Origin of the sequence: Pandoraea captiosa (assembly GCF_902459775.1) — a bacterium.
In the GTDB taxonomy this organism is placed as follows: Bacteria; Pseudomonadota; Gammaproteobacteria; order Burkholderiales; family Burkholderiaceae; genus Pandoraea; species Pandoraea captiosa.
This window is the reverse complement of the sequence record NZ_CABPSQ010000003.1, coordinates 1-15,254: the sequence shown is the minus strand read 5'-3', so window position 1 is coordinate 15,254 and position 15,254 is coordinate 1. Positions and strand designations below refer to the sequence as shown.

Here is a 15,254-nt window from a genome sequence, read left to right as displayed (position 1 = left end):
ATGCGCGGCGAGCGTCTGCCGCCCGCCCTGTTCGAACATACGCAGCGGCTGCTCGGCAGCGTGCTGACGTTTACCGGTCCGGCCGACACGCTGGTGAGCACGTACTTCCGTGCCAACGACAAACTGGGGCACCGTGAGCGCGGCGTGCTCGCCGAGACGGTGTTCGCCATCCTGCGTCGCAAGCTCGAATTCGGCCAGCATGCCGTGAGCGGCACGGGGTCGCAGGAGCGCCGTCTGGCGTTGCTCGGTCTGGCGTTCACGCGCGGTATCGCCTCGGTCGAACTGGTGGCGACGCCTGACGAGGCCGCCTGGCTCGAACACGTCGGTCAGATCGATCCGGCAAGCCTTTCGCCGCGAGTGCGCACTAACTTGCCGGAGTGGTTGTACGACCGACTGGCCAGGCGTTTCGACGCGAGCGAGCTCGAATCTCTGGCCGCGGCACTGAACCAGCCCGCGCCGCTGGACTGTCGCGTCAACCTCATCAAGGCCACGCGCGACGACGTGCTTGCCAAGCTGCGCGAAGACGGTTTTTCGGCCGAGCCCACGCCGCTGGCCCCCAACGGCATTCGCCTGTCGGGCAAGCCGGCACTGCAAAAGCACCCGCTGTTCATGTCCGGCGCCATCGAAGTGCAGGACGAAGGCAGCCAGTTGCTGTGCCAACTGGTCGCGCCGCGCCGGGGCGAGATGATCGTCGATTTCTGTGCGGGCGCGGGCGGCAAGACCCTCGCCATCGGTGCGCAGATGCGCTCGACCGGCCGACTCTATGCTTTCGACGTGTCGGAAAAGCGGCTCGCGAAGCTCAAGCCGCGTCTGGCGCGCAGTGGCCTGTCCAACGTCTATCCGGTGATGATCGATAGCGAGAACGACAGCAAGATCAAGCGTCTGGCGGGCAAGATCGACCGTGTGCTGGTCGACGCGCCGTGCAGCGGCCTCGGTACACTGCGTCGCAACCCGGATCTGAAGTGGCGCCAGTCGCCGCAATCCGTCGAGGAACTAACGCAGAAGCAGGCGTCGATTCTCGCGAGCGCGGCGCGCCTGGTGAAGCCGGGCGGCCGTCTCGTGTACGCCACGTGCAGCTTGTTGACGGAGGAGAACAGCGCGATTGCCGAGGCATTCGCCGCCGCGCATCCCGACTTCGTCCTGCTGCCGGCGAACGAACTTCTGGCGTCGCAGAAAATCGGCCTTGACACGGGCAAGTATCTCGAATTGCTGCCGCATCGCAACGCAACGGATGGTTTTTTTGCCGCCGTGTTCGAGCGTCGTCCGGCGGCCAAGGCCTGAGCGCCGGGGATGTGCCGCGTCACCTGATATCGGCAAACGACAAGAAAAGAGAGAAGAAGGGATATGGCGATGCAGGAAAGTCCGACTTTTGCGAGGCTGGTGCGGGATGTCGTTCGCGACTTCGGCGATCCGCAAATCGTCTGGCAGGTCGTCGCGCTCGTGGGCGCGCTCGCGCTCGCCTGGGTGCTGCGCCGGTGGATGACCGGCCGGCTCGATCGCCATTTCGAGCGCGTTGCGCCGGCGCGTCGGGCGGGGTCGTCGAGCCTGCGTCGCTCATTCTTTCCGATGTTCGGCTGGATGTGCGTCGCGCTCACGCGCGTGGTACTGCAACAGTACACGCACGTCTCGCTGCTGATGCTCGCGGAAGTGCCGCTGTTCGGCACGGCGCTCATCTATCTGGCGTTCTACTTCGCACGTCGGCTGTTTGCCTCATCGCCGCACGCCTCAGGGTTGCTCAAGGTCTTCGAGCGTGTCTTCACGACGCTGGCGTGGTTCTCCATGCTGGCCTACGTGCTCGGCGTTCACGACGACATCCTCAAGTGGCTCGCCAGCGTGAAGTTCGCCGTCGGCACGAGTCATCTGACGCTGCTCTCGATTCTGTCGGGCCTGCTCTGGGTCGGCGTGACGCTGGTGCTCGCGATGTGGGTCGGTTCGCTGATCGAAGACCGGATCATGCGAACGACCACGCTCGACGGCAACCTGAAGGTCGTGCTCTCGCGCCTGGTCAAGGGGCTGCTGACGCTGATCGCCGTGCTGGCCACGCTGTCGTTCGTCGGCATCGACATCACGGTGCTCGGTGTGTTCGGCGGGGCGCTCGGCGTGGGCTTGGGGTTCGGCTTGCAGAAAATCGCGTCCAACCTCGTGTCGGGCTTCATCATCCTGCTCGATCGCTCCGTGCGGATCGGCGACCTGATTACCGTGTCGACGTATCACGGCACCGTCTCGCAAATCAACACGCGGTATTCGGTCGTGCGCGGCCTGGATGGCGTCGAAGCGCTGGTCCCCAATGAGCAACTGGTGACGAACGTCGTTCAGAACCACTCCTTCACGGAGACGCGCGGGCGCGCCAAGGTCAACGTGCAGGTGGCGTACAGCGCGGACGTCGAACTGGCGATGTCGTTGATGCTCAAGGCGGCGGAAGGCATTCCCCGCGTGCTTGCGGACCCGGCCCCCTCGGCGTTGCTGCTGAATTTCGGTGCAGATGGGATGGATCTGGAAATGGGCTTCTGGGTGCAGGACCCCGCTCAGGGCAGCGGCGCGATCCGTTCGACCATCAATTTGCGGATTTGGCGCACATTTCGCGAGCACGGTATTGAAATTCCGTATGCCCAGCGCGAAATACGTATCCTGAACGACTGGGCGGATGGCATTCCTGCACAAGCGCCCCAATCGATCCAACATCCTGATTTATTGGAAGAATCTCCTGATTTGACGTCAAAAACGGCGTCTGCGCAGGCGAATGACGCCGAAAAGAAGGCCGGATAGACGTTTTTACCTAAGCGACGGGTTGACCTGCGACAAAATGCGTGGCTGCAAGGCTACACACGGGCACCGGTGGGTCGGGTAAAATGCGTCCCAAACCAAAAAAACCAGACGTTCACTGGCACGTTTTCCGCCCATATCGCCCCGGCATCCGCAACTTGCCGACCTCCAGCGAATCCAAGCGTCAAGCGAGCGCAAGAACGAGACTTGAACGAGACCTGACGCGACGGCCAACGAAGGCCGCTTCGGCCCGACAAGACAAGACACGGCGCTTGATGCTTTGCCGTGATGGCTACCGTATTGATTAGTTTGGAGTGATATTTTGCTGGACAGTCTCCTTGGATTTCTCTCGACCGGCCTGCTCGACTGGAGCGGCTGGAAGATCTTTTTCTTCACGCTGGCCGTCACCCATGTGACGATCGCCGCCGTGACGATTTATTTGCACCGTTGCCAGGCGCACCGAGCGCTCGACGTGCATCCGATCGTCGCCCATTTCTTCCGTCTCTGGCTGTGGATGACCACGGGCATGATCACGAGCGAATGGGCTGCCATCCACCGCAAGCACCACGCCAAGTGCGAAACGCCGGAAGACCCGCATAGCCCGCAAACGCGCGGCCTGTGGAAGGTGCTGGCCGAGGGCGCCGAACTCTATCGCGCCGAAGCCAAAAACGAAGAAACCCTGCGCAAGTTCAGCCACGGCACGCCGAACGACTGGATCGAGAACAACGTCTACAAGCGTTTCCCGATTCTCGGCATCAGCATGATGATGATCATCGACATCGCGCTGTTCGGCGCCATCGGCCTGACGGTGTGGGCAGTGCAGATGGTGTGGATTCCGTTCTGGGCAGCCGGTGTCGTCAACGGCCTGGGCCACTACTGGGGCTACCGTAACTTCAACTGTGCCGACGCTTCGACGAACCTGCTGCCGTGGGGCATCATCATCGGCGGTGAAGAACTGCACAACAACCATCACACGTACGCCACGTCGGCCAAGCTGTCGAACAAGTGGTACGAGTTCGACATCGGCTGGCTGTATATCCGTACGCTGTCGTTCGTGGGCCTGGCGAAGGTGAAGAAGATCGCCCCGACGCCGAAGCTCTCGAAGGTGAAGGCCGCATGTGACGACGATACGTTGCAGGCCGTGCTCTCGAATCGTTACGAAGTGATGGCGCGTTACGCGAAGACCTTCAAGCGCGCTTACGGCGAAGAGCTGGCTCGCTTCAAGGAAAAGCGTCAGCATGGCGAATATCAGCTGTTCCGCGGTGCGCGCAAGTGGCTGCATCATGACGAAGCATCGCTGCAAGAGCCGCAGAAGCAGCAACTGGGCGAGATTTTCGCGCACAGCAGCGCCGTGAAGACGTACTACGAACTGCGCAGCGAACTGGCAGGCATCTGGGAACGCTCGAACGCTTCGCGCGAGCAATTGCTCAGCCAACTGCAGAACTGGTGTCATCGTGCCGAACAGAGCGGCATTCACGCATTGCAGGAATTTGCGACGCGTCTGCGCCGCTACGCGTGAACGGAGTCAGCCAGAAATCTGTTTTTGACGCATAATCGAAACCCCGCCACGGCGGGGTTTTGTCATTCCCGGCCTATCCCACGGGCCACGCGAAAATGAATGCCTCACTCAAATCCGTAGAATTCGAGCGCCCCGCACCGAGCGGCGCCACGTGTGTTGCCCAAGCCTGGGCACGCGTCCCGGATGCGCCGTCGCAGGAGCAGCGCGCGGCGCTCAAGGCGAAGATCAAGCGTTTGCTCGTCGAGCAGAACGCCGTGCTCGTCGCCCACTACTATGTCGATTCCGATTTGCAGGACCTCGCCGAGGAGACCGGCGGCTGCGTGGCCGACTCGCTGGAAATGGCGCGATTCGGCCGGAATCACGCCGCGAAGACGCTGGTCGTTGCCGGCGTGCGCTTCATGGGCGAGACATCGAAGATTCTTAGTCCGGAAAAGCGCATCCTTATGCCCGATCTCGACGCGACCTGCTCGCTCGATCTGGGCTGTCCTGCCGATGAGTTTGCCGCGTTCTGTAACGCGCATCCGGATCGTACGGTCGTTGTCTATGCGAACACGAGTGCTGCCGTGAAGGCCCGTGCGGACTGGATGGTCACGTCGTCCATCGGACTTGAGATCGTGGCGCACCTGCACGCGCAGGGCAAAAAGATTCTGTGGGCGCCGGACCGCCATCTGGGCAGCTACGTTCAGAAGCAGACCGGGGCGGACATGTTGCTGTGGCAGGGCGCCTGCCTCGTGCACGACGAGTTTAAGGGCACGGAGCTCGAACTGCTGCGCCGCGAATATCCGAACGCCAAGGTTCTGGTGCATCCGGAGTCGCCGGCGGCGGTCGTTGAACTGGCCGACGTCGTGGGTTCCACGTCGCAGATGATTGCGGCGGCACAGACCATGGACGCGACGGAATTCATCGTGGCCACCGATAACGGCATTCTGCACAAGATGCGCGCCGCAGCACCGGGCAAGCGTTTTATCGAGGCCCCGACGGCCGGCAACAGTGCAACGTGCAAGAGTTGCGCGCATTGCCCGTGGATGGCGATGAACAGCCTGCAGAATCTGGCTGACGTGCTGGAGTCCGGCGCCAACGAGATTCATGTCGATCCGGAAATCGGCCGCCGCGCCCATACCTGTATCGACCGTATGTTGACGTTCGCTGAAGCGCGCAAGCAAAACGTGCGTGCCAGCGGTGACTTTGCGCGCGACGGCGCGCTGTTTGCCGGTGTAGGTCCCGCATAATGACGCAATCGACATTGTTGAGTACCGACGACGCCCTCTCTTCGGAGTTCGCGACGTTCGGCGAGCCGCTAGAGGCCGCGCTTACGCGCAATGTGCGTGACGCACTGGCGGAAGATATCGGGAGCGGCGACCTCACGGGGCTGCTTGTGCCGTCGGACGAAATGGCCCACGCCCGCGTCATTGTGCGAGAGTCGGCGGTGCTGTGTGGCGTGCGCTGGTTCGAGCGCTGCATGCAAGGTGTGGATGCGTCGGTGCGTGTGCAGTGGCATTACCGCGAGGGCGAACGCATGACGCCCGGCGCTGCCGTCTGCGATATTCACGGCCCCGCGCGAGCGTTGCTCACGGGCGAGCGCACGTCGATGAACTTCCTCCAGTTGCTTTCGGGCGTTGCTACCGCAGTGCGCCGCTACGCGGATATCGTGGAAGGGACGAAGGCGCGCGTGCTCGATACGCGAAAGACCTTGCCGGGGCTGCGTTTGGCGCAAAAGTTCGCGGTGCGCGTGGGCGGCGGGGCGAATCAGCGTCTTGCGCTCTACGACGGCATTCTCATCAAGGAAAATCACATCGCGGCAGCAGGTGGTATTCGTCAGGTGTTGGCCAACGCGGATCGTCTTGCCGATGGGGCGCCTGTGCAGATCGAAGTGGAGTCGCTCGAAGAACTCGACACCGCGCTCGAATGCGGTGCAACGTCGATTCTGCTCGATAACTTCTCGCTGGAAATGATGCGTGAAGCTGCGCGCGTGGCGGATGGGCGTGCCGTGCTGGAGGCATCCGGTGGCATCAATCTCGAAACGCTGCGCGCGATTGCGGAGACGGGCGTCGACCGGATTTCCGTGGGCGGGCTGACCAAGGATGTGCGCGCGACGGACTTCTCGATGCGCATACTGGAAACGGTGGGATAAACGTCACTGGCTGCGCTGCCGCGCGGGGCAGACGTGAAAAGGCCGCAGGGGGCAATGAACTGCCCCCTGCGGCCTTTTGCTTTCTGCGATTCCATGGCTGCTGCGCCTTCTGCACCTTCCACGCCTTCCACGCCTTCTGTACCTTACCCCGCCCTTGCTGATCGAGCGAGGCGTGACGCGCTATGTGAGCAACGGAATTCCTGGTTTCGCAGCGTACGATCGGCCATCGCAGCGCTTTCTCAGCGACGGCGTTGCGTCACTCTGGGCGACAGCACTGTCGGCAGCGCTTTAGGTAATGTGTCCGGAAAGTCGCGCGAAAAATGCAGGCCACGGCTCTCGCGTCGCGATAGCGCGCTATCGACGATCAGCGATGCAACGTCCACCAGATTACGCAGTTCCAGCAGGTCGCGGCTCACACGGAAGTTCGCGTAGTACTCGGCGATCTCTTCGCGCAGCAGGGCAATGCGATGCTGCGCCCGCTCGAGTCGCTTGGTCGTGCGCACGATCCCGACGTAGTTCCACATCATGCGGCGCAACTCATCCCAGTTGTGGGCGACGACAACTTCTTCGTCGGCATCGGAGACGCGACTCTCGTCCCAGGCAGGCACGTCGGTAACGTTCGGATGCATCGATTCGCCGCGCTGAATGTCTTCCGCTGCGGCTTTTCCGAGCACGATGCACTCCAGCAGCGAATTGCTCGCCAGACGATTGGCACCATGCAATCCGGTATAGGTCGCTTCGCCGACAGCGTACAGTCCTGGCAGATCCGTGCGGCCATGCATGTCCGTGACGATGCCGCCGCACGTATAGTGCGCTGCGGGGACGACCGGGATCGGTTGCTTCATGATGTCGATGCCGAGTTCAGCGCAGCGCGCGAGAATCGTCGGGAAATGCTCGCGCAGAAACTCGGGGCTTTGATGGCTGATATCGAGGTAGACACAGTCGAGGCCATGTTTCTTCATCTCGAAATCGATCGCACGTGCGACGATGTCGCGAGGAGCCAACTCTGCCCGGGGATCGTGTTGCAGCATGAAGCGCGTGCCGTCCGGCAATACCAGTCGTCCGCCTTCGCCGCGAACCGCCTCCGAGATCAGGAATGACTTGGCGTACGGATGGTAAAGGCACGTCGGATGGAACTGGATGAATTCCATGTTCGCAATCCGGCATCCGGCGCGCCAGGCCATGGCAATACCGTCGCCTGTCGCGGTGTCGGGGTTCGTCGTATAGAGATAGACCTTGCCCGCGCCACCGGTCGCAAGCACCGTGTGGCGCGCGGTCACCGCGTGCACTTCGCCCGTGCTCAGATGCTGTACGTAGAGTCCTTGGCAATGACGTCCCGCAGTCGGCGCGGCGTCGGCACGGTCCGACGTGATCAGATCGACGGCAAAGTGATTTTCTAAAAGGGTGATGTTCGGATGCTGACGCACACGTTCGGTGAGCGTGGTGATGACGGCGTGGCCTGTCGCGTCGGCTGCGTGAATGATGCGGCGATGGCTGTGACCGCCTTCGCGCGTCAGATGGAAACCCAGTTCGGCTTCGGCATCGCGCGTGAAGGGAACGCCTTGGTCGATGAGCCATTCGATGGCTTCGCGGCTATGTTCGACGATGAACCGTGTGGCCGCCTCGTCGCACAGGCCGGCGCCGGCGATGAGCGTATCTGCAACGTGTTCGTCGACACTGTCGGTGGAATCGAGGACTGCGGCAATGCCGCCTTGCGCCCAGTCGCTCGCGCCTTCCGGCATGGGGCGTTTGGCGACCAGCGCCACGCGGCAGGTATTGGCCAGATGCAGGGCGACGGATTGACCGGCAAGTCCGCTGCCGACGATGACGACATCGAAATTCATGGTACGCGTGGTGTCTGGGATCGACGCGCCGACAGGGCGTGACCCGCGTTATGGGAGATGAGCCAGTATAGCGAGTCAATACGCGCCTGACACATGACCCTATGCGCACATCGGGGAAATTGTGCCTCACATGACTACGCATAGCGTAGCGTGACGATTTTCGGGACGCCCAAACGAAAATACCCCGCCAGAGGCGGGGTATCGAACGCAGTAGCAAGCTACCGCGGTGAAACCTGTTGATCTTATTTGATCTTGGTTTCTTTGTAGGGCACGTGCTTACGAGCCACCGGATCGAACTTGCTGATTTCCATCTTTTCCGGATGGGTACGCTTGTTCTTGGTGGTCGTGTAGAAATGACCCGTGCCTGCGGTCGATTCCAGCTTGATCTTGTCGCGAGCGCCTTTTGCCATGATGAGCTCCTAAAACTTAGATGGCGTTACGCGAACGCAGGTCCGCGAGAACGGCATCGATACCGACCTTATCGATCAGGCGCAAGCCGGCGTTCGAAAGGCGCAGGCGCACAAAACGGTTTTCGCTCTCAACCCAGAACCGGCGATTTTGCAAGTTCGGGAGGAAACGGCGCTTGGTTTTGTTATTGGCGTGGGAAACGTTGTTGCCGACCATCGGCGCTTTCCCGGTCACTTGACATACGCGTGCCATGAAGCACTCCTAACCCAGAATTCTGTGTAAAAAAAGGTGAGTCGAAAAGACAGACCGCGATAATACCACAAAAATCCCAGACAAATCAATCGCTTTAGTCGATGTAGGACGTAAGTCCCTGGCGGAACACGTCTGTCGGAGATTCGGGGAAGGGACGGATCATAGCGTAAACGGCGCTCGAATGCGAACCGCTTGCCAAATTTGTGGGCAAGGTGTTGTTCGGCGTCACATTTTGCGTCGTCCACGTTGCCCACAAGCCCTTGCAACGTCCCAAAGTTACATGTGGCCGCCTTCGGCCAGGGAGTAGACGGTATCCCCGGCTACGATGAAATGGTCCAGCAGCCGAACTTCCATCAGGGCCAGTCCGTCGCCCAGTTGGCGCGTGAGCGCCAGGTCCGCCGCGCTGGGTGTCGGGATGCCGGAAGGGTGATTGTGCGCGACGATCACGGCGCCCGCGTGCACGTCGAGCGCTGCCCGGACGATTTCCCGTGGGTAGGCGCAGGTCTGCGTCAGCGTTCCCTCGAACATGATGCGCGTGCCGATGAGTCGGTGCGCAGCGTCCAGAAACAGGCAGACGAAACGCTCGCGCGACATGTCCTGCAACGTCAGGCGCAAATAGTCGCGCACGCGGGCCGGGGAATCGAGCATGCAGCCTGACTGCAACCCCTCGCGCAGCATGCGGCGCGCCACTTCGAGCGACGCCTGAAACTGAAGGGCCTTGACCTGTCCCAGACCGGGGAGTTGTCGCAGCGTCTCGAACGGTGTGGCCAACAGGCGGGCCAGCGAGCCGCTGCGAGTGAGCAACTCGCGACCGAGGTCGACGGCGTTGCGCCCGTGCGAGCCGGTTCTTAGCAAAATGGCGAGCAACTCGGCGTCCGACAGGGCGCCCGGGCCGTGGGCAAGCATCTTTTCGCGGGGGCGCTCGGCCGGCGGCCAGTGAGCGATGGACATGACGACTCCGGAGGCGGACACGGTCGCGCGCATGATCACGGGTGTCACCAGAAACTAATACAGGGAACAGCCGTCGACGGAAAAATTCGGGGCTGCGATGATGGGGAGCCGGACGCGCAACGCGTCGTCGCTTACAATAATAGCTTGACCTTGCTGTGAGACCCCCATGAGTTCTGTTGCAACCCCCGTGGTTCAAGACAATTCCTATCTGACGCTCCACTACCGGATCGGCGCGCCCGACGGCGCGGATATTGTCAACACTTTCGAAGGCACACCCGCGACGCTGCAACTGGGCGGTGGCCAGATGGCGCCGACGCTGGAGCAGGCAATGCTGGGAATGGCCGTGGGGGAGCGTCGCCGGATCGAGCTGGCGCCGGAGCAGGCGTTCGGCCCGCGCAATCCGGAGTTGCTGCAACGCGTGTCGATGAAGACGCTGCAGGAGAACAGCAACTTCGGCGAAGAATATAGCGTTGGCGATCTGGTCGAGTTCAACGCGCCGAGCGGTGGCCGTTATGCGGGTATCCTGCGCGAACTGGGCGACGGCTGGGCATTGTTCGACTTCAACCATCCGTTGGCGGGCCAGCCGATCGTGTTCGAAGTCCAGATTATCGGCATTCTGTAGGAATCGAAATGAGCGCCACCCAAGACGTAGCACCGATGCTGTCGGATGCAGAAATCCTGTTGGCTCAGCCGCGCGGCTTTTGCGCGGGTGTCGACCGCGCGATCGAGATCGTCGAGCGCGCCCTGGCAATGTACGGTGCACCGATTTACGTGCGTCACGAAATCGTGCACAACGTGTATGTCGTCGAAAATCTGCGCAAGAAGGGCGCGATTTTCATTGAGGAGTTGTCGGACGTTCCGTCGGGCAACACGCTGATCTTCAGCGCCCACGGTGTGTCGCAAGCCGTGCGTGCGGAAGCCGAATCGCGCGGACTGCGCATTTTCGACGCCACCTGCCCGCTCGTGACGAAGGTTCACGTCGAGGTCGCCAAAATGCGTGGACAGGGGCTCGAGATCATCATGATCGGCCACAAGGGCCACCCGGAAGTCGAAGGCACGATGGGCCAGTCGGGCGAGGGCATGTTCCTCGTGGAGACGATCGAAGACGTGCTCGCGTTGCAAGTTGCCGATGAAAGCAAGCTTGCCTATGTGACGCAAACGACGCTTTCCGTCGACGACGCCGCCGAAGTCATCAACGCGCTCAAGAAGCGCTTCCCGGAAATCACCGAGCCGAAGAAGCAGGACATCTGCTACGCCACGCAGAACCGCCAGGACGCCGTGAAATTCATGGCGCCGCAGTGCGACGTGGTGGTGGTGGTCGGCAGCCCCAACAGTTCCAATTCGAATCGTTTGCGCGAAGTTGCCGAAAAGATGGGCGTGCCCGCCTATATGGTGGACTCCCCCGATCAGCTCAAACCGGAGTGGTTCGACGGCAAGCGCCGCATCGGCGTGACGGCCGGGGCGTCGGCACCCGAAGTGCTGGCGCAGTCGATCGTGTCGCGTTTGCGTGAGCTGGGCGTCAATCAGGTCAAGGTGCTCGATGGCGTGGAGGAGAACATCGCGTTCCCGCTGCCGAAGGGCCTCGCACAGGTCGCGGCAGGCTGAGTTCTGCCGCGCGCGCCATTCATTAGTCGTACACGGCCGGCGGGAACCCCGCATGGCCGACAAACCGGGTGCCGTCATGGACGTGCCCGGTTTTTTTTCGTCCGCTGTTTCCCGCACTGCCGCGCCCGCGGCACCCCGCCGCCCTGGCATCGAAGTCGACAGCGCGTGAACCCTGCTTGCGCGCCCCCACGTGCAGCATCGTCGCCCGATCCCCCGCAGACCATACCGCCCGGCGTCGTGAAAAGGGTTGCGGTGTTTTCGCATTCGCCGTTTCCATTTTGCAAAATTTCCGCGCGCCACGCTTATGTGGTTTTAACGTCTTGTCAGCCAAAACCGAATCGCGGTAATCGTAATTCAACGAATATGGAATTGGCAAAAGTAAACGGCGTCTGGTTTTCCGGAATCTAATTATTTATATACCTGTTTAATTAGAAAGAACCTTCCAAATTCAATGGGCATGCTAATTGCTTATTAGATTTCTACAGCATCCGGGCCCACAAATGGTGCACCGGTTGCACCACGAAGCCGCCCGTTGAGCAGCGTGCGGGTGCGTAAAACCATTCACAATTTCGGGGTTGCGCTTTTGAAAAAATAGGGTTGCACAAGTCGGTATAAAACCTTAGTCCTCCATTATGGAAAACCCTGTGGCTGCGGGCGTCGCAGCCGCAAAGAATGGAGTTACAATGCGCGCGTTTCGCATACGAAACATCGATTTGGCGTTATTGGCGTTATTTAATCGCCGACAATCAGGAGATAATCACATGCAACTCAAGTTCGCGAAGGTACTGCCCGTAGTTGCCGCAGTGACGCTGTTGGCAGCATGCGGCCAGAAAGAAGAAAAGCAGGCCGCTTCGGGTGCGGCTTCTGCACCTGCCGCGACGACTGCCGCCAGCGGGGGCGGCGATGCGGTTGTCATTAAGATTGGTCACGTTGCACCGTTGACGGGCCAAATTGCTCACTTGGGCAAAGATAACGAAAATGGTGCACGCCTCGCCATCGAAGAAGCCAACAAAGCCGGTCTGACCATCGACGGCAAGCCGGTCAAGCTGGAACTGGTTGCAGAAGACGATGCTGCCGACCCGAAGACCGCAACGCAGGTTGCCCAGAAGCTTGTCGACGAGAAGGTCGTCGCCGTGGTGGGGCACTTGAATTCGGGGACGACCATTCCGGCATCGAAGATCTACAGCGATGCGGGCATCGTGCAGATCTCGCCGTCGGCAACCAACCCGGCGTACACCCAGCAGGGCTTCAAGACGACCTATCGCGTGGTGGCGACGGACGCCCAGCAGGGCCCGGCACTTGCCAACTATGCGACCAAGTCGCTCAACGCCAAATCGGTCGCCATCGTCGATGACGCCACCGCCTACGGCAAGGGTCTTGCCGATGAGTTCGAGAAGACCGCCAAGGCCAACGGCCTGAAGGTGCTCTCGCACGACGCGACCAACGACAAGGCCACGGACTTCCGCGCCATTCTGACCAAGATCAAGGGTGAGAAGCCGGACATCATCATGTACGGCGGTATGGATGCCACCGGCGGCCCGTTCGCCAAGCAGTCGAAGGAACTGGGCATCGGCGCCAAGGTGCTGGCCGGCGACGGCGTGTGTACCGACAAGGTGGCCGAACTCGCTGGCGACGCCATCGACAACATCGTCTGCTCGGAAGCGGGTATGGCGTTGTCGAAGATGGAAGGCGGCGGCGACTTCTCGAAGCGTTACGAAGCCCGTTACAACCAGCCGATTCAGATCTACGCCCCGTTCACGTATGACGCCGTCAACGTGATCGTCGACGCCATGAAGCGCGCCAACTCGGCCGATCCGGCCAAGATCCTGGCCGCCATGCCGGCGACGGACTACAAGGGTGTGATCGGTCACATCGCGTTCGACAGCAAGGGCGACATGAAGGAGCCGGTGATTACGCTCTACAACTACAAGGACAAGAAGAAGAGCGTGCTCGACGTGGTGAAGATGTAACTCCCGGGCGCTCGCGCCATGAAACGGCACCGCAGCCTACCCGTTCGGTGCCGTATCAATATCTGCGGAAAGACGCCGTGCCTGCATGACGGGCACGGCCCTCCTCCTGACACAGGATTACGCCTCATAACCCGCAGTTCTCTCGACCCCCTCGCGCGCCTATCTGGCTAGCGTGTCGAGAGCCCGTTTCCGGGACAAGGAGTTTGCTTCATGGATATTTTTATCCAACAAATCTTGAACGGCCTCGTGCTTGGTAGCGTCTACGCGATCATTGCATTGGGCTATACGATGGTCTACGGCATTCTGGGCATCATCAACTTTGCCCACGCCGACGTGATGATGATCGGCGCGATGGTCGCGCTGTCCACCATCAACCTGCTCTTGAAGATCGCGCCGGACATGAACCCGGCGCTCATGCTGGCCATTGCCACGCTCGTGTGTATGCCCGTGTGTGCCATTGCCAACTTCGTGATCGAGCGTGTGGCCTACCGGCCGTTGCGCAACGCGCCGCGACTCGCGCCGCTGATCACCGCCATCGGCGTGTCGCTGCTGCTGCAGACGATCGCCATGCTGATCTGGTCGCGCAACCCCCTCTCGTTCCCGCAACTGCTGCCCACCGACGCGATGAACATCATCCCGCCGCGCGGCGATCATCCGGGTGCGGTCACCAACGGCACGGGCATCGTGATCGTGGTCGTCGCGTTCCTCGTGATGTTCGGCCTCACGCAGCTCGTCAACCGCACCAAGCTGGGGCGCGCGATGCGTGCCACGGCGGAAAACCGAAACGTCGCCGGTCTCATGGGCGTGAACCCGAACTTCGTGATCTCCGCGACGTTCGCGCTCGGCGGCGGCCTGGCCGCACTGGCCGGCGTCATGATGGCCTCGAACTACGGTAACGCGCACTTCTACATGGGCTTCATCCCCGGCATGAAGGCGTTCACCGCCGCCGTGCTCGGCGGGATCGGCAACCTTCAGGGGGCCATGGTCGGCGGCGTGCTGCTCGGCCTGATCGAAGCATTGGGCGCGGGCTACATCGGCGATCTGACCGGTGGCGTGTTCGGGAGTAACTATCAGGACGTCTTTGCGTTCGTCGTGCTGATTGTGGTGCTGGTGTTCCGTCCGAGCGGTCTGCTCGGCGAGCGCGTGGCAGATCGTGCTTAAGACGGGAGGATCGACATCATGAATCAACCCGTGCCAACCGCCAACGGCGCCACGCAAATTTCCGCGGCGGCCGCAACCCGCAAGGCTTATCGCGGCCTCGCATTCTTCCTGATCGCAGCGATCATCGCGCCGGTGCTCGTGGGCTACGCCGGCGGCAACTACTGGGTGCGCGTGCTGGACTTCGCGCTGCTCTACATCATGCTCGCGCTGGGGCTGAACATCGTGGTGGGCTTCGCCGGCCTGCTCGATTTGGGCTACATCGCGTTCTATGCCGTGGGCGCGTACGTCACTGCGTTCCTGAGTTCGCCTCACCTCACGTCGCAATTCGAGTGGATCGCGCATCTGTTCCCCGCCGGGCTGCATGTGCCTGTGTGGTTCACGATTCCGATCGGCGCTGCCGTGGCGGCCGTCTTCGGTATCCTGCTCGGGGCACCGACGCTGCGTCTGCGCGGCGACTATCTGGCCATCGTGACGCTGGGCTTCGGCGAGATCATCCGCATCTTCATGAACAACCTGGACCGGCCGGTCAACATCACGAACGGCCCGAAGGGGATCACCGGCATCCAGCCCGCCTCGTTGTTCGGCTTCGATTTCTCGAAGGCGCACGAGTTCTTCGGGTTCAAGGTCAGCTCGGTGTACATGTACTACTA

The 15,254-nt window shown here is 61.4% G+C and carries 14 protein-coding genes; 10 read left to right on the top strand and 4 right to left on the bottom strand.

Annotated elements, in window-relative coordinates:
- The 5 genes from PCA31118_RS10595 (at window position 1) to nadC (ending at window position 6,413) form a co-directional block, all read left to right on the top strand.
- Window positions 1-1,281: an RsmB/NOP family class I SAM-dependent RNA methyltransferase gene (locus PCA31118_RS10595; RefSeq protein ID WP_150625647.1), complete on the top strand. Its 1,281-nt coding sequence runs from the start codon at window positions 1-3 to the stop codon at window positions 1,279-1,281.
- Between the two features lie 63 nt (window positions 1,282-1,344).
- Window positions 1,345-2,766 carry a mechanosensitive ion channel family protein gene (locus PCA31118_RS10590; protein ID WP_246190181.1) on the top strand — a complete coding sequence of 474 codons (1,422 nt, stop codon included), beginning with the start codon at window positions 1,345-1,347 and terminating at the stop codon, window positions 2,764-2,766.
- Window positions 2,767-3,085: 319 nt separating this feature from the next.
- Entirely contained in the window at window positions 3,086-4,282 is a 1,197-nt protein-coding gene (locus PCA31118_RS10585; RefSeq protein WP_150625221.1) for a DesA family fatty acid desaturase, read from the top strand.
- 95 nt (window positions 4,283-4,377) lie between these two features.
- Window positions 4,378-5,511 carry a quinolinate synthase NadA gene (gene nadA / locus PCA31118_RS10580; RefSeq protein ID WP_150625220.1) on the top strand — a complete coding sequence of 378 codons (1,134 nt, stop codon included), beginning with the start codon at window positions 4,378-4,380 and terminating at the stop codon, window positions 5,509-5,511.
- Window positions 5,511-6,413, top strand: a complete 903-nt coding sequence (gene nadC, locus PCA31118_RS10575; protein ID WP_246190180.1) for a carboxylating nicotinate-nucleotide diphosphorylase — start codon at window positions 5,511-5,513, stop codon at window positions 6,411-6,413. Before nadA ends, nadC begins: the two co-directional genes overlap by 1 nt.
- A 239-nt stretch (window positions 6,414-6,652) precedes the next feature.
- On the opposite strand, the gene nadB is transcribed toward nadC, so the two are convergent.
- The 4 genes from nadB to radC form a co-directional block, all read right to left on the bottom strand.
- Window positions 6,653-8,257 carry an L-aspartate oxidase gene (gene nadB, locus PCA31118_RS10570; protein ID WP_150625219.1) on the bottom strand — a complete coding sequence of 535 codons (1,605 nt, stop codon included), beginning with the start codon at window positions 8,255-8,257 and terminating at the stop codon, window positions 6,653-6,655.
- A gap of 242 nt (window positions 8,258-8,499) precedes the next feature.
- Window positions 8,500-8,667 (bottom strand): 50S ribosomal protein L33, encoded by a 168-nt coding sequence (gene rpmG / locus PCA31118_RS10565; protein ID WP_010807102.1) that lies wholly within the window; start codon window positions 8,665-8,667, stop codon window positions 8,500-8,502.
- 16 nt (window positions 8,668-8,683) lie between these two features.
- Window positions 8,684-8,917 (bottom strand): 50S ribosomal protein L28, encoded by a 234-nt coding sequence (gene rpmB / locus PCA31118_RS10560; protein WP_039400832.1) that lies wholly within the window; start codon window positions 8,915-8,917, stop codon window positions 8,684-8,686.
- A gap of 276 nt (window positions 8,918-9,193) precedes the next feature.
- Window positions 9,194-9,868, bottom strand: a complete 675-nt coding sequence (gene radC / locus PCA31118_RS10555; protein ID WP_150625218.1) for a RadC family protein — start codon at window positions 9,866-9,868, stop codon at window positions 9,194-9,196.
- Window positions 9,869-10,034: 166 nt separating this feature from the next.
- Between radC and PCA31118_RS10550 the strand changes: the two genes are divergently transcribed.
- From PCA31118_RS10550 to PCA31118_RS10530, 5 genes are all read left to right on the top strand, one after another.
- The gene (locus tag PCA31118_RS10550; RefSeq protein ID WP_044456818.1) at window positions 10,035-10,490 is read left to right on the top strand and encodes an FKBP-type peptidyl-prolyl cis-trans isomerase; all 456 of its coding nucleotides are present in this window, start codon (window positions 10,035-10,037) and stop codon (window positions 10,488-10,490) included.
- Window positions 10,491-10,498: 8 nt separating this feature from the next.
- Complete coding sequence (ispH, locus tag PCA31118_RS10545; protein ID WP_044456817.1) at window positions 10,499-11,473, top strand: 4-hydroxy-3-methylbut-2-enyl diphosphate reductase; 975 nt, start codon at window positions 10,499-10,501, stop codon at window positions 11,471-11,473.
- Window positions 11,474-12,234: 761 nt separating this feature from the next.
- A complete protein-coding gene (locus PCA31118_RS10540) occupies window positions 12,235-13,443 on the top strand; it encodes a branched-chain amino acid ABC transporter substrate-binding protein (RefSeq protein WP_044456816.1) in 1,209 nt (402 codons plus the stop codon).
- Between the two features lie 210 nt (window positions 13,444-13,653).
- Window positions 13,654-14,604, top strand: coding sequence for a branched-chain amino acid ABC transporter permease (locus PCA31118_RS10535; protein WP_044456815.1), 951 nt, complete (start codon window positions 13,654-13,656; stop codon window positions 14,602-14,604).
- 18 nt (window positions 14,605-14,622) lie between these two features.
- Window positions 14,623-15,254, top strand: a 632-nt coding sequence (locus tag PCA31118_RS10530) for an ABC transporter permease subunit (protein ID WP_425495342.1), incomplete at its 3' end; no start/stop codon positions are given.

Coding starts and splice junctions, on each gene's coding strand:
- rpmB (WP_039400832.1), bottom strand. CDS start 8,917: ATGGCACGCGTATGTCAAGTGACCGGGAAAGCGCCGATGGTCGGCAAC.
- rpmG (WP_010807102.1), bottom strand. CDS start 8,667: ATGGCAAAAGGCGCTCGCGACAAGATCAAGCTGGAATCGACCGCAGGC.
- nadB (WP_150625219.1), bottom strand. CDS start 8,257: ATGAATTTCGATGTCGTCATCGTCGGCAGCGGACTTGCCGGTCAATCC.
- PCA31118_RS10535 (WP_044456815.1), top strand. CDS start 13,654: ATGGATATTTTTATCCAACAAATCTTGAACGGCCTCGTGCTTGGTAGC.
- PCA31118_RS10540 (WP_044456816.1), top strand. CDS start 12,235: ATGCAACTCAAGTTCGCGAAGGTACTGCCCGTAGTTGCCGCAGTGACG.
- PCA31118_RS10550 (WP_044456818.1), top strand. CDS start 10,035: ATGAGTTCTGTTGCAACCCCCGTGGTTCAAGACAATTCCTATCTGACG.
- PCA31118_RS10595 (WP_150625647.1), top strand. CDS start 1: ATGCGCGGCGAGCGTCTGCCGCCCGCCCTGTTCGAACATACGCAGCGG.
- ispH (WP_044456817.1), top strand. CDS start 10,499: ATGAGCGCCACCCAAGACGTAGCACCGATGCTGTCGGATGCAGAAATC.
- nadC (WP_246190180.1), top strand. CDS start 5,511: ATGACGCAATCGACATTGTTGAGTACCGACGACGCCCTCTCTTCGGAG.
- PCA31118_RS10590 (WP_246190181.1), top strand. CDS start 1,345: ATGGCGATGCAGGAAAGTCCGACTTTTGCGAGGCTGGTGCGGGATGTC.
- radC (WP_150625218.1), bottom strand. CDS start 9,868: ATGTCCATCGCTCACTGGCCGCCGGCCGAGCGCCCCCGCGAAAAGATG.
- nadA (WP_150625220.1), top strand. CDS start 4,378: ATGAATGCCTCACTCAAATCCGTAGAATTCGAGCGCCCCGCACCGAGC.